The 12,446-nt window shown below is 63.7% G+C and carries 16 protein-coding genes; 2 read left to right on the plus strand and 14 right to left on the minus strand.

The genetic code is table 11. From position 1 onward, the window contains the following. Nucleotide 1: 1 nt before the first annotated feature. The 13 genes from rplP to rpsL form a co-directional block, all read right to left on the minus strand. Nucleotides 2-436 carry a 50S ribosomal protein L16 gene (gene rplP, locus AC1RT8_RS05520; RefSeq protein WP_372852035.1) on the minus strand — a complete coding sequence of 145 codons (435 nt, stop codon included), beginning with the start codon at nt 434-436 and terminating at the stop codon, nt 2-4. Nucleotides 437-448: 12 nt separating this feature from the next. Further along, nucleotides 449-1,144, minus strand: coding sequence for a 30S ribosomal protein S3 (rpsC, locus tag AC1RT8_RS05525; protein ID WP_372852037.1), 696 nt, complete (start codon nt 1,142-1,144; stop codon nt 449-451). Then, on the minus strand, nt 1,144-1,521 hold the full coding sequence (gene rplV / locus AC1RT8_RS05530; RefSeq protein WP_272626161.1) for a 50S ribosomal protein L22: 378 nt from the start codon (nt 1,519-1,521) through the stop codon (nt 1,144-1,146). The genes rpsC and rplV overlap by 1 nt, the downstream gene beginning before the upstream one ends. Beyond that, nucleotides 1,521-1,796, minus strand: a complete 276-nt coding sequence (gene rpsS, locus AC1RT8_RS05535; protein ID WP_034161646.1) for a 30S ribosomal protein S19 — start codon at nt 1,794-1,796, stop codon at nt 1,521-1,523. The genes rplV and rpsS overlap by 1 nt, the downstream gene beginning before the upstream one ends. 5 nt (nt 1,797-1,801) lie before the next feature. Beyond that, on the minus strand, nt 1,802-2,638 hold the full coding sequence (gene rplB, locus AC1RT8_RS05540; RefSeq protein ID WP_272626159.1) for a 50S ribosomal protein L2: 837 nt from the start codon (nt 2,636-2,638) through the stop codon (nt 1,802-1,804). After that, nucleotides 2,638-2,955, minus strand: coding sequence for a 50S ribosomal protein L23 (locus tag AC1RT8_RS05545; protein ID WP_465172778.1), 318 nt, complete (start codon nt 2,953-2,955; stop codon nt 2,638-2,640). The genes rplB and AC1RT8_RS05545 overlap by 1 nt, the downstream gene beginning before the upstream one ends. Next, a complete protein-coding gene (gene rplD / locus AC1RT8_RS05550; RefSeq protein ID WP_493074562.1) occupies nt 2,948-3,577 on the minus strand; it encodes a 50S ribosomal protein L4 in 630 nt (209 codons plus the stop codon). The genes AC1RT8_RS05545 and rplD overlap by 8 nt, the downstream gene beginning before the upstream one ends. A 2-nt stretch (nt 3,578-3,579) precedes the next feature. Continuing rightward, nucleotides 3,580-4,335, minus strand: coding sequence for a 50S ribosomal protein L3 (gene rplC, locus AC1RT8_RS05555; protein WP_372852046.1), 756 nt, complete (start codon nt 4,333-4,335; stop codon nt 3,580-3,582). A 198-nt stretch (nt 4,336-4,533) separates the two neighbouring features. Continuing rightward, nucleotides 4,534-4,845 (minus strand): 30S ribosomal protein S10, encoded by a 312-nt coding sequence (gene rpsJ, locus AC1RT8_RS05560; RefSeq protein ID WP_034161642.1) that lies wholly within the window; start codon nt 4,843-4,845, stop codon nt 4,534-4,536. A 107-nt stretch (nt 4,846-4,952) separates the two neighbouring features. Beyond that, the gene (tuf, locus tag AC1RT8_RS05565; RefSeq protein ID WP_493074563.1) at nt 4,953-6,143 is read right to left on the minus strand and encodes an elongation factor Tu; all 1,191 of its coding nucleotides are present in this window, start codon (nt 6,141-6,143) and stop codon (nt 4,953-4,955) included. A gap of 76 nt (nt 6,144-6,219) precedes the next feature. Beyond that, nucleotides 6,220-8,295 carry an elongation factor G gene (fusA, locus tag AC1RT8_RS05570; RefSeq protein WP_493074564.1) on the minus strand — a complete coding sequence of 692 codons (2,076 nt, stop codon included), beginning with the start codon at nt 8,293-8,295 and terminating at the stop codon, nt 6,220-6,222. A 69-nt stretch (nt 8,296-8,364) separates the two neighbouring features. Next, nucleotides 8,365-8,835, minus strand: coding sequence for a 30S ribosomal protein S7 (gene rpsG / locus AC1RT8_RS05575; RefSeq protein ID WP_272626145.1), 471 nt, complete (start codon nt 8,833-8,835; stop codon nt 8,365-8,367). 81 nt (nt 8,836-8,916) lie between these two features. Beyond that, a complete protein-coding gene (rpsL, locus tag AC1RT8_RS05580) occupies nt 8,917-9,288 on the minus strand; it encodes a 30S ribosomal protein S12 (RefSeq protein WP_019516007.1) in 372 nt (123 codons plus the stop codon). Nucleotides 9,289-9,602: 314 nt separating this feature from the next. On the opposite strand from rpsL, the gene glpD reads away from it, so the two are divergent. Beyond that, nucleotides 9,603-11,057 carry a glycerol-3-phosphate dehydrogenase gene (glpD, locus tag AC1RT8_RS05585; RefSeq protein WP_493074565.1) on the plus strand — a complete coding sequence of 485 codons (1,455 nt, stop codon included), beginning with the start codon at nt 9,603-9,605 and terminating at the stop codon, nt 11,055-11,057. On the opposite strand, the gene AC1RT8_RS05590 is transcribed toward glpD, so the two are convergent. After that, nucleotides 11,050-11,613 carry a DUF4337 domain-containing protein gene (locus AC1RT8_RS05590; RefSeq protein ID WP_493074566.1) on the minus strand — a complete coding sequence of 188 codons (564 nt, stop codon included), beginning with the start codon at nt 11,611-11,613 and terminating at the stop codon, nt 11,050-11,052. The two genes, glpD and AC1RT8_RS05590, sit on opposite strands and share 8 nt — an antisense overlap. 172 nt (nt 11,614-11,785) lie before the next feature. On the opposite strand from AC1RT8_RS05590, the gene AC1RT8_RS05595 reads away from it, so the two are divergent. Continuing rightward, nucleotides 11,786-12,397, plus strand: coding sequence for a hypothetical protein (locus AC1RT8_RS05595; protein ID WP_493074567.1), 612 nt, complete (start codon nt 11,786-11,788; stop codon nt 12,395-12,397). Nucleotides 12,398-12,446 lie beyond the last annotated feature (49 nt).

A 12,446-nucleotide genomic window follows, 5' to 3' on the forward strand; every position in this document is an offset into this window, starting at 1 on the left:
GTTATGCAACTCCCAGATGCGAGGTGTCGCCGAGACGGGCAACGACCTTCACCTTGATCGGCAGCTTCATCGCGGCGCGGCTGAACGCCACGGCGGCGATATCGCCAGGGACGCCGTCCAGCTCGAACAGGATCCGGCCGGGCTTGACCCGGGCGGCCCAATATTCGGGCGAACCCTTGCCCTTGCCCATGCGGACTTCGGCGGGCTTCGACGTGACCGGCACGTCCGGGAAGATGCGGATCCACAAACGCCCCTGGCGCTTGATGTGACGCGTGATCGCGCGGCGGGCCGCCTCGATCTGGCGTGCGGTGATCCGCTCCGGCTCCATCGCCTTCAGCCCGTAAGAGCCGAAGTTGAGGGTCGTGCCGCCCTTGGCGTCGCCATGGATCCGGCCCTTGAAGGCCTTGCGGAACTTGGTCTTTTTCGGTTGCAGCATTGCTCTTGTTCCTTAGCGCGCCGGACGGACGCCGGAGGTTTGAGCCTCCATCATGATCCGGTCCTGTGCCATCGGGTCATGGCCCAGGATTTCGCCCTTGAAGATCCAGACCTTCACGCCGCACACGCCATAGGCGGTGTGTGCCTGCGCTTCGGCATAATCGACGTTCGCGCGCAGCGTGTGCAGCGGAACGCGGCCTTCGCGGTACCATTCGGACCGGGCGATCTCGGCGCCGCCGAGACGGCCGCCGCAATTGATCCGGATGCCCTCTGCGCCAAGACGCATCGCCGACTGCACCGCACGCTTCATGGCGCGGCGGAAGGCGATACGACGCTCGAGCTGATCGGCGATGCCCTGGGCGACGAGCTTGGCGTCGACTTCAGGCTTGCGGATTTCGACGATGTTCAGCGACACGTCGGACGAGGTCATCTTGCCGAGGAGGCGGCGCAGCTTCTCGATGTCCGCACCCTTCTTGCCGATGATCACGCCGGGGCGTGCGGCATAGATGGACACGCGGCACAGCTTGGCCGGACGCTCGATCACCACCTTGGAGATCGCGGCCTGGGGCAGCGTCTTCATGATGAAGGTGCGGATCTTCAGATCCTCGAGCAGGAGGCGGCCGTAATCGGCGCCTTCCGCATACCAGCGGCTGTCCCAGGTACGGTTGATCTGGAGACGCAGACCGATCGGATTGCTCTTTTGACCCATTATGCTTCTTCCTGCTCGCGCACGACGATCCGCAGCCGTGAGAACGGCTTGAGGATGCGCGTCGACTTGCCACGACCGCGGGTCGCGAAACGCTTCATGACGATCGACTTGCCAACCGAGGCCTCCGAGACGACGAGCGCGTCGACGTCGAGATTGTGGTTGTTCTCCGCATTGGCGATCGCCGAGGCGAGAACCTTGCGGGCATCGACTGCCATCGCCTTGGTCGAGAAAGCGAGGATGTTCATCGCATCGCCGGCCTTCTTGTTGCGGATCAGCGCCGCGACGAGACCGAGCTTCTGAGCCGAGCCGCGAATCTGCGTACCGACCGAGAGAGCTTCCTTCTCACCGACCTTGCGGGGGGATTTTGCCTTCGACATCAGCGCTTGCCCTTCTTGTCGGCGGCATGGCCGGGGAAGTAGCGCGTCGGCGCGAACTCGCCGAGCTTCATCCCGACCATGTCCTCGTTGACGGACACGGGCACGAACTTGCGACCGTTATAAACGGTGAAGGTCAGGCCAACGAACTGCGGCAGGATCGTGGAGCGGCGCGACCAGGTCTTGATCGGCGCACGCGCGTTGGTTTCCTGCGCGGTCTCTGCCTTCTTGAGCAGATGGAGGTCCACAAAGGGACCCTTCCAGACGGAACGAGCCATTGCGGTTAGCCCTTCTTCTTCGCGTGACGCGACCGGATGATCATCTTGTCGGTCGCCTTGTTGTGACGGGTGCGGGCACCCTTGGTCGGCTTGCCCCATGGGGTGACCGGATGACGGCCGCCCGAGGTCCGGCCTTCACCACCGCCGTGCGGATGGTCGACCGGGTTCTTGGCGACGCCGCGGGTCAGCGGGCGCTTGCCCAGCCAACGGTTGCGGCCGGCCTTGGCGAGGTTGGTGTTGCCGTTGTCCGGGTTGGACACCGCACCGACGGTCGCCATGCAGTTCGAGTGGATATAGCGCTGCTCGCCCGAGTTGAGGCGAACCATCACCATGCCCTTGTCGCGACCCACGACCTGCACATAGGTGCCAGCCGAACGGGCGAGCTGGCCACCCTTGCCAGGCTTCATCTCGACATTGTGGACGATCGTGCCGACCGGCATCTGACCGAGTTCCATGGCATTGCCAGGCTTCACGTCGGTCTTCTTGCCGGCAACCACCTTGTCGCCGACGGCGAGGCGCTGCGGCGCGATGATGTAGGCGAGCTCTTCGTCCGGATACTTGATCAGGGCGATGAAGGCGGTGCGGTTGGGATCATATTCGATCCGCTCGACCGTGCCGTCCACGTCCCACTTGCGACGCTTGAAGTCGATCAGACGATAGCGCTGCTTGTGGCCGCCGGCGATGCCGCGCGAGGTCACATGACCCTTGTTGTTGCGGCCGCCAGTCTTGCGCTTGCCTTCGGTCAGCGCCTTGATCGGGCCGCCCTTGTGCAGACCGCTGCGGTCGACGAGGATAAGTCCGCGTCGTGCCGGGCTGGTCGGGTTGTAATGCTTGAGTGCCATTACTGGATTCCCGTCGTCACATCGATCGACTGACCATCAGCCAGCGTCACGATCGCCTTCTTCATGTCGGAGCGCGTGTAGGGCGTGCCCTTCCACTTCTTCGTCTTGCCCTTCTGGACGATCGTGTTGACCCCCAGGACCTTGACGTTGAACAGCGCCTCGACGGCCGCCTTGATCTCAGGCTTGGTCGCGTCGTTCGAAACCTTGAACACGACCGCGTTCTGCTCGCTGAGCAGGGTCGCCTTCTCGGTGATGTGCGGAGCGACGATCACGTCATAATGACGAATGTCGATCTCGGCTTTCTGCTTCTTAGCCATTGAAGCGCGCCTCCAGCTTTTCGACAGCAGCGCGCGTCAGCACCAGCGTGTCATGCTTCAGGATGTCGTAAACGTTGGCGCCGGCAGCCGGCAGCACGTTGATCTCGTGGAGATTGCCCGCGGCGAGCGCGAAGCTCGTCTCGACCATGTCACCGTCGATCACCAGTGCCGTCTTGCCGAGGCCGAGCTTCGCCCAATCCGCGATCAGCGTCTTGGTCTTGCTCTCGGCCACTGCCAGGCTGTCCATGACGACCAGCGAGCCTGCCTTGGCGTGGCTGCTGAGCGCCATGCGCAGACCGAGTGCCCGGATCTTCTTGTTCAGCGACGGATTGAAATCGCGGACGCGGGCGCCGTGGGCCTTACCGCCGCCGACGAAGGTCGGAGCGCGGCGATCGCCGTGACGCGCCGTACCGCCGCCCTTCTGGCGACCGAACTTCTTGCCGGTGCGGGCAACGTCGGCGCGCTCGCGCGTGCCGCGTGCGGTCGCACGACGCTTCTCGAGTTGCCAGGTGACGACGCGGTGCAGGATGTCGGCGCGCGGGTCGAGGCCGAAGACCTCGTCGTTGAGCTCGATATCGCCGGCTTTCGCCTTGGCGTCGAAGGACTGAATCTTGACCTTCATGTTCAGCCCTCCTGGCCTTCGGTCGCTTCCACGGCCTGGACGTCCTCGGCGGGCGTCTCGGCGGGTGCGGTGTTGCTGTTGGCGGCGGCCTTCAGGCCGGCCGGGTACGGCGCATCGGCGTGACGGGCGACCTTGACGGCGTCCTTGACGAGCAGCCAGCCGCCCTTCGAGCCGGGCACCGAGCCCTTGACGAAGATCAGGCCGCGCTCGGCGTCGGTCGATACGATTTCGAGATTCTGCTGGGTGCGGTTCTTGTCACCCATCTGGCCGGCCATCTTCTTGTTCTTGAAGACCTTGCCCGGATCCTGACGCTGACCGGTCGAACCGAGCGAACGGTGCGAGACGGACACGCCGTGAGTGGCGCGCAGACCGCCGAAGCCCCAACGCTTCATGCCGCCCGCGAAACCCTTACCCTGGGTCACGCCCTGGATGTCGACGATCTGGCCGGCGACATAGTGCGCGGCCGAAATCTCGGCGCCCACCTCGAGCACGGCGTCGTCGGAGACGCGGAATTCGGCAACCTTCGCCTTCGGCTCGACTTCGGCCTTGCCGAAGTGGCCGCGCTGCGGCTTGGCGACATTCTTCGCCTTGGCGGTGCCAGCACCAAGCTGGACAGCGGTATAACCATCACGGTCGGCCTCGCGAACGGCCACTACCTGCAGATTTTCCAGTGCCAGGACGGTGACGGGCACATGGCGCCCATCGTCCTGGAACAAGCGGGTCATCCCCATTTTCTTCGCGATCACGCCAGTGCGCATGATCAATGCTCCTATTACAGAGGCCCGCCGGAACGATTTCCGACGGGCGTGTCAGCCCAAAATATAATGCGTGCCCCGTCCCGGGCTGGTGCCCGGCGAACCGGGCGTGACGGGGGACGCAGACCCCGGCAAGCCGGGCGGTATCCCTGTATTTGATCTCGCCAGTAGCGAAACCGAATCTCGTTTGGAGCGCGGCCTTTAGGCCAGCTTGATCTCCACGTCCACACCTGCGGCGAGATCGAGCTTCATCAGCGCGTCCACCGTCTGCGGGGTCGGCTGAACGATGTCCAGCATCCGCTTGTAGGTACGGACCTCGAACTGCTCACGCGACTTCTTGTCGATGTGCGGCCCGCGGTTCACCGTGAACTTCTCGATGCGCGTCGGCAAAGGGATAGGACCGCGAATAAGGGCGCCGGTGCGGCGCGCCGTGTCGGCGATATCGCCGGTTGCCTGATCGAGCACACGATGATCGAATGCCTTCAGACGAATCCGAATATTCTGCGTTTCCATAACCCTACCGATGCGAAAGAGCGGGTTGCCTTACGGCAACTCTTTGGTTGTTCACTGAAATAGCAACCGCCCGACTCCCTGGGGAATCGGGCGGAGGCGCGTCTATATTACTTCGAGATGCCGCTGACAACCCCTGCGCCGACGGTACGACCGCCTTCGCGAATGGTGAAGCGCTGGCCCACGTCCATGGCGATCGGCGCGATGAGCTTGACGCCCAGAGCGACGTTGTCGCCCGGCATGACCATCTCGGTGCCCTCGGGCAGCTCGACGGTGCCGGTCACGTCCGTGGTACGGAAGTAGAACTGCGGACGATAGTTGGCGAAGAACGGCGTGTGACGGCCACCCTCGTCCTTCGACAGCACGTACACTTCCGACTGGAAGTCGGTGTGCGGCTTGATCGAGCCCGGCTTGCAGAGAACCTGGCCACGCTCGACTTCGTCGCGTGCAACGCCGCGGATCAGCGCGCCGACATTGTCGCCGGCCTGGCCCTGGTCGAGCAGCTTGCGGAACATCTCGACGCCCGTGACAGTGGTCTTGCGGGTGTCGTGGATGCCGACGATCTCGACTTCCTCGCCAACCTTGACGATGCCGGTCTCGACGCGGCCGGTGACGACGGTGCCGCGACCCGAGATCGAGAACACGTCCTCGATCGGCATCATGAACGGCTTGTCGAGCGGACGCTCGGGCTGCGGGATATAATCGTCAACGGCTGCCATCAGCTTGAGCACGGCGTCATGGCCGATCTCAGGCGTCTTGTCGGTCAGCGCGGCAACGGCCGAACCCGGGATCACGGGGATGTCGTCACCCGGGAAGTCGTACGAGCTGAGCAGCTCGCGGATTTCCAGCTCGACCAGCTCGAGGATCTCGGCATCGTCGACCAGATCGACCTTGTTCATGAACACGACCATCGCCGGCACGCCGACCTGACGAGCGAGCAGGATGTGCTCGCGGGTCTGCGGCATCGGGCCGTCGGTGGCGGACACGACCAGGATCGCGCCGTCCATCTGGGCGGCACCGGTGATCATGTTCTTCACATAGTCGGCGTGACCCGGGCAATCGACGTGCGCATAGTGGCGCTTCTCGGTCTCGTACTCGACGTGAGCGGTCGAGATCGTGATGCCGCGCTCGCGCTCTTCCGGAGCCTTGTCGATGTTGTCGTAGCTCGTGAAGGTGGCGCCACCGGTCTCGGCGAGCACCTTGGTGATCGCGGCCGTCAGCGACGTCTTGCCATGGTCGACGTGACCGATGGTGCCGATGTTGAGATGCGGCTTCGTCCGCTCAAACTTTGCTTTTGCCATTTTCGCCTCTTCTTATTCAAATTCCGGGGTCGCTGCGGAGCCGCGCGGACGCGGCCCTTTAGCGACTGATTTCAGATTATGCCAGCTTCGCCTTCACTTCTTCGGCGACGTTGGCAGGAACCTCGTCATAATGCGAGAACTGCATCGTGTACTGCGCGCGGCCCTGGCTGAACGAGCGGAGCTGGTTCACATAGCCGAACATGTTCGCCAGCGGCACGATCGCCTCCACCGCAGTCGCGTTGCCGCGGCTGTCGGTGCCCTGGATCTGGCCACGACGGCTGTTCAGATCGCCGATCACGTCGCCGAGATAATCCTCCGGCGTCACAACCTCGACCTTCATGATCGGCTCGAGCAGCTTGATGCCCGATTTCTGGGCCGCTTCGCGCATGGCGCCGCGGGCACAGATTTCGAACGCCAGCGCCGACGAGTCGACGTCATGATATTTGCCGTCGATCAGCTGAACCTCGAAATCGATGATCGGGAAGCCGATCAGCGATCCGGTCTCGGCCGTCTCGCGCATGCCCTTCTCGACCGACGGGATATATTCCTTCGGAACGTTACCGCCCTTGATCTGGTCGGAGAAGACGAAGCCCGAACCGCGCTCGCCGGGGATCACCTTGATCTTGATCTCGGCGAACTGACCCGAACCACCCGACTGCTTCTTGTGGGTGTAGCTCATCTCGATCGGCTTCGCGAGATATTCGCGATACGCCACCTGCGGCGCGCCGACATTCGCTTCGACCTTGAACTCGCGCTTCATGCGATCGACCAGGATCTCGAGATGGAGTTCGCCCATGCCCTTGATGATGGTCTGGCCGCTCTCGATGTCGGACGTCACGCGGAACGAAGGATCCTCGCGAGCGAGACGATTGAGCGCGACGCCCATCTTCTCCTGGTCGGCCTTCGTCTTCGGCTCCACCGCGACCTCGATGACGGGATCCGGGAATTCCATGCGCTCGAGGATGATCGGTGCGTTCTGCGCGCAGAGCGTGTCACCGGTCGTGGTATCCTTCAGGCCCGCCAGAGCGACGATATCGCCGGCGAACGCTTCCTGGATGTCCTCGCGGCTGTTCGCATGCATCAGCAGCATGCGGCCAACCTTTTCCTTCTTGTCCTTCACCGAGTTGGTGACGATCGACGCGGCGTCGAGCTTGCCCGAATAGATGCGGGCGAAGGTCAGCGTGCCGACGAAGGGATCGTTCATGATCTTGAACGCCAGCGCCGAGAACGGGGCATCGTCGGCCGGCGGACGCGAATCCGGCGTCACGCCGTCGAGCTTCAGGCCCTCGACGTCCTTGATGTCCAGCGGCGACGGCAGATAGTCGACGACCGCGTCGAGCAGCGGCTGAACGCCCTTGTTCTTGAACGCGGAGCCGCACAGCACCGGCACGAACGAGAAGTTCAGCGTGCCCTTGCGGATCAGCTTCTTCAGGGTCGCGACGTCAGGCTCGTTGCCCTCGAGATACTGCTCCATGATGTCGTCGTCCTGCTCGACGGCCATCTCGATCAGCTCGGAACGCGCATTTGCAGCCAGGTCGGCCAGGTCGGCCGGGATTTCCTGATATTCGAACTTCGCGCCGAGCGACTCTTCGAGCCAGATGATCGCGCGATTCTCGACCAGATCGACCAGGCCCTTGAAGTCGCCTTCGAGGCCGATCGGCAGATAGAGGACGGCCGGACGCGCGCCGAGGCGGTCCTTGATCATCTGCACGCACATGTTGAAGTTCGCGCCGGTGCGGTCGAGCTTGTTGATGAAGCACATCCGCGGGACGTGATACTTCTCGGCCTGACGCCACACCGTCTCGGACTGCGGCTCCACGCCGGCAACGCCGTCGAAGCAGGCGACCGCGCCGTCGAGCACGCGCAGCGAACGCTCGACTTCAATCGTGAAGTCGACGTGGCCGGGAGTGTCGATGATGTTGATGCGGTGATCGTTCCAGAAGCACGTCGTTGCGGCCGACGTGATCGTGATCCCGCGCTCCTGCTCCTGCTCCATCCAGTCCATCGTCGCGGTGCCCTCATGGACCTCGCCGATCTTGTAGGACTTGCCGGTGTAATAGAGGATGCGCTCGGTCGTCGTCGTCTTGCCGGCGTCGATGTGCGCCATGATGCCGATGTTGCGGTACATGTCGAGCGGATGGCTGCGGGCCATGATCGGATTTTCCTTAGCGATGTAGGAGGCCGGGGATCGCCCGGCCTCCCGACATATAGGTAGTGGAGGTTACCAGCGGTAGTGGCTGAAGGCGCGGTTCGCTTCGGCCATACGATGGGTATCTTCGCGCTTCTTCACCGCGTTGCCGCGGTTGTTGGCGGCATCCATCAACTCGCCCGAGAGGCGTGCCGACATGGTGTTCTCCGAGCGCGCACGCGCGGCGGAGATCAGCCAGCGGATGGCCAGCGCCTGGGCGCGCTCGGGGCGCACCTCGACCGGGACCTGATAGGTCGCGCCGCCAACGCGGCGCGAACGGACTTCGATGCCCGGCTTCACATTGGCGAGCGCCTCGTGAAACACGCCGATCGGATCCTTCTTCGCGCGCTGCTCGACGGTTGCGAGGGCGCCATAGACGATCAGTTCGGCGACGGACTTCTTGCCGTCCAGCATGACGCTGTTCATGAACTTGGAGAGAACCTCATCCCCGTACTGGGGATCAGGCAGGATGACCCGCTTTTCGGGACGACGACGACGTGCCATTGGATTTTCCTTCTAAACTTCAGCCCTGTGAGATCGAACAGACCAGAGGCCGACTTGCGTCGGTTGGTACAGCCGACCGGCTTACTTCGGACGCTTGGCGCCGTACTTGGAACGCGACTGGCGGCGATCCTTCACACCCTGCGTATCGAGCACGCCGCGGAGAACGTGATAGCGGACGCCGGGAAGGTCGCGAACGCGGCCGCCACGGATCAGCACCACGGAGTGCTCCTGGAGGTTGTGCCCCTCGCCGGGGATGTAGCTGATGACTTCGCGCTGGTTGGTCAGGCGGACCTTGGCAACCTTGCGCAGAGCCGAGTTCGGCTTCTTCGGAGTCGTCGTATAGACGCGGGTGCAGACGCCGCGCTTCTGCGGGTTCTGCTCCATTGCAGGGACCTTGGACTTGGCCTTCTGCGGGTCGCGGCCCTTGCGGACCAGCTGGTTGATCGTCGGCATGAATCTCTTCACCTTAGACTGTGGTTACTTTGCTGGAGCCATGACGCTCGGGAATACAAAAAGGACCGCTGGGTGGACTTTCGACCCCCCGGGCCCTGGAATGCATCCAGCAATGTTCAAGCTTGTCCCGACAGGTACGGTCCCGTCGGAGCAGCGGCGCCTATACAAGCCGACTCGGGGGTGGTCAATGGCGTGCGGGCGAGCCTCGCGAAACGCCGTCCATCGCCCTACCCGTTCACGTCGAGGGGAGTCGAGAAGCTGCCCTACATCACCGTGTCTCGACTTAGCTCGACATGAATGGTTAGGACAGCGGCGTGACTCATGATCTCCTCATCATCGGCGGCGGCATCAATGGCTGCGCGATCGCGCGCGAGGCCTCGCTGCTCGGCCTCAAAGTCCTGCTCGTCGAGCGGGACGATCTGGCCGGCCACACGTCCTCCGCCTCGACCAAGCTGATCCATGGCGGCCTGCGCTATCTCGAATATTACGAGTTCAAGCTGGTCGCCGAGGCGCTGCGCGAGCGCGAGCGGCTGATCCACGCCGCACCGCACATCATCCGCCCGCTGCTGTTCGTGCTGCCGCAGGAGAATTCGGTGCGGCCGTGGTGGATGATCCGGCTGGGTCTCTATCTCTACGACATGCTCGGCGGGAAGATGTCCCTGCCCCGCTCGCGCGGCCTGCGCGCCAGCGACACGGCCTATTCGGCGCCGCTAAAGGGCGGCAACCGGGGCTTCGTCTATTCCGATGCCGCCGTCGACGATTCCCGCCTGACCGTGCTCAACGCGATCGATGCGGCCGACAACGGCGCGGAGATCGCGATTGGCGTGGCGCTCGAGTCGGCGCGCCGTGACGGCGATGTCTGGAGGGCGGCCTTGTCCGACGGACGCACCGCAGAGGCGCGTGCGATCGTCAACGCGGCTGGCCCATGGGTGCACCGGATGCTCGATGATCTGGGTGTGGACGCAAAGAGCGGCGTCCGCCTGGTCAAGGGCAGCCATATCGTAGTGCCGAAACTCTATGAGGGCGAGCACGCCTATATCCTGCAGCTTCCCGACCGCCGAATCGTCTTCGCGATTCCCTATCAGGGAGACTTCACAGAGATCGGCACGACCGACATCCCGGTCGATCATCCCGAGGACGCCAGGATCAGCGATGACGAGGTCACGTATCTCTGCGACGCCGCCAACAGCCATTTCGTGAAGCAGATCGCGCCCGCCGATGTGACGTCGAGCTGGTCGGGAGTCCGCCCGCTCTATGACGACGGCGCAAGCGAAGCGAAGGCGGTCACGCGCGACTATGTGCTCGAACTGGACACTGAAGGCCCTGCCCTGCTCAGCGTGTTCGGCGGCAAGATCACGACGGCGCGCCACCTGGCCGAGGAAGCGATGGGCAGGCTGGCCAAACCCCTTGGCCTGACCGCTCATCCGGCAACGCGGGCGCGGGTGTTTCCGGGCGGCGCCATTCCTGACTTCGCGCCGTTCCTCACCCAGGTCCGCACGACCTGGCCCTTTCTCGGCGAGGCGCGCTCGGCGCGCATGGCGCATGCCTATGGCACGATGCTCGCCGAGATGCTCGAAGGCGTGACCGATGAGGCCGGGTTGGGCGCCGATCTCGGCGGCGGCCTGACCGAGATCGAGGCGCGCTGGATGAAAAGCCGCGAATGGGCGCGTACGCCCGAGGATGCGCTGATGCGCCGGAGCAAGATCGGCCTGCACCTGACCGAGGCCGAGCGCGTCACCTTTGCCGAGCGCTGGAACACGCTCAGCTGAGGAAGCTCGCCAGCGCGTTCGGGTGAATTGCCCAGCCGGCAAAGCCCGCGACGCCCATCAGCAACCCGAACCCGCCAAAACCCCAGGCGGCGACCAGCAGCCACCGCGTTTCCGCCAGCGCCGCAACCGCAGCGAGTGAAATTGCGATCGAGATCAGCGCGTCCGACATGTCGAACTGATCATCATGGGTGTTCAGCGCATCATATTGCGCATCGTCCGCCTCGGCTTTCGCTTTCAGGCGCGGTACCTCGGCGGCATATTTCGCCGCCTCCGCATCCATCGAGACCAGAGCCGTGTGTGCCGCGACAGAGGGCGTCGCTCCGGCGATCACCGCAATCTCGGCCTTGGCCGTCTCGACGATATGCGCCTTGGTCTTCGTCGCCTGATATTCGGACCAGGTGTCGATCGCGTCGCTCTTCGCGAGCTGCATCGCCTGGACCAGATTGTCGTCCTTGATGTTCGCCACCGCCATGAAGACCGATAGAATGACCACCGTCATCGCCACCAGTCGATTCAGCGTCCGGTCGCGGCCGCCCTCGGGGAGGTCATCCTCCATGCGCTATCCTTCGTCATGAACATTCTCCCGGGACGCCGAGAGTGGTGAGCGCACCGCGCCCGCGCAAGGGAAAGCCCTTCTCGTCCGGCCAGTTCCGATGGCGCACAGTCGGGGATTGATGCAAAATATGCTGGGCGTTCGCTATCGGAGCGGGGCCGTCAGGGAGACGCGGATGATGTTGTTCTGGTTGGCCGCAGCCGTACTTCCCGCAACGGCCGACGCGGAACCTTCGACTGCTCCGCGGCCCACCCCGGCGGCGTTCGTCTCCGCGCAATATGGCCTCACCTTCCGCACGCCACGCAGCGTCTATTGCCCTTTGCCGCGCGACTGGGTCGGCTCGGATCATGGCACGGTCATTTTCCTGAGCGCTCCGGGGCGCTGTCACGGTGCCGGCTACCCATCCTCGGGACGCGGCTTCGACCGCAACGTACCACGGATTGAGATCTTCTATGCCTATGCCCTCGAAGACGAGGACACTCCAGCCAAGCCGTGCAAAGCGGCAGGGCGGGTCAGCTTCCTTGGACGTGACCGGTCCCTTTGCCAGTCCCGAAGAAATGGTGGCCTGATGGAACTGTCGGTCTCGGCGAAATACAGGACAGAGACGGAGGGCCAGGCCATTTTCAGCCTGGTCACGACTCCGGGACGGATACGGCGCGATATGATGGCTTTCAGATCGCTGCTCCTGTCGACCAGGACCTGCACGGCCAAATGGCAGGGTGGCAAGGACGGATCCTTTACCACCGGCGCCGGACCGGCATGTCCTAAAGACGCCCGCTTCTTCTGATCCCGATCGGCCAAGCCAGGTTTTGACGAAAGGCCGGCGGATACTCTAG

The organism is Sphingomonas sp. GW821-FHT10F11 (genome assembly GCF_058809095.1).

Coding starts and splice junctions, on each gene's coding strand:
- rplC (WP_372852046.1), bottom strand. CDS start 4,335: ATGCGCACTGGCGTGATCGCGAAGAAAATGGGGATGACCCGCTTGTTC.
- rpsC (WP_372852037.1), bottom strand. CDS start 1,144: ATGGGTCAAAAGAGCAATCCGATCGGTCTGCGTCTCCAGATCAACCGT.
- rpsJ (WP_034161642.1), bottom strand. CDS start 4,845: ATGGAAACGCAGAATATTCGGATTCGTCTGAAGGCATTCGATCATCGT.
- rplP (WP_372852035.1), bottom strand. CDS start 436: ATGCTGCAACCGAAAAAGACCAAGTTCCGCAAGGCCTTCAAGGGCCGG.
- rpsG (WP_272626145.1), bottom strand. CDS start 8,835: ATGGCACGTCGTCGTCGTCCCGAAAAGCGGGTCATCCTGCCTGATCCC.
- AC1RT8_RS05545 (WP_465172778.1), bottom strand. CDS start 2,955: ATGGCTAAGAAGCAGAAAGCCGAGATCGACATTCGTCATTATGACGTG.
- AC1RT8_RS05595 (WP_493074567.1), top strand. CDS start 11,786: ATGATGTTGTTCTGGTTGGCCGCAGCCGTACTTCCCGCAACGGCCGAC.
- rpsL (WP_019516007.1), bottom strand. CDS start 9,288: ATGCCGACGATCAACCAGCTGGTCCGCAAGGGCCGCGACCCGCAGAAG.
- tuf (WP_493074563.1), bottom strand. CDS start 6,143: ATGGCAAAAGCAAAGTTTGAGCGGACGAAGCCGCATCTCAACATCGGC.
- rplB (WP_272626159.1), bottom strand. CDS start 2,638: ATGGCACTCAAGCATTACAACCCGACCAGCCCGGCACGACGCGGACTT.
- rplV (WP_272626161.1), bottom strand. CDS start 1,521: ATGTCGAAGGCAAAATCCCCCCGCAAGGTCGGTGAGAAGGAAGCTCTC.
- AC1RT8_RS05590 (WP_493074566.1), bottom strand. CDS start 11,613: ATGGAGGATGACCTCCCCGAGGGCGGCCGCGACCGGACGCTGAATCGA.
- rplD (WP_493074562.1), bottom strand. CDS start 3,577: ATGAAGGTCAAGATTCAGTCCTTCGACGCCAAGGCGAAAGCCGGCGAT.
- fusA (WP_493074564.1), bottom strand. CDS start 8,295: ATGGCCCGCAGCCATCCGCTCGACATGTACCGCAACATCGGCATCATG.
- rpsS (WP_034161646.1), bottom strand. CDS start 1,796: ATGGCTCGTTCCGTCTGGAAGGGTCCCTTTGTGGACCTCCATCTGCTC.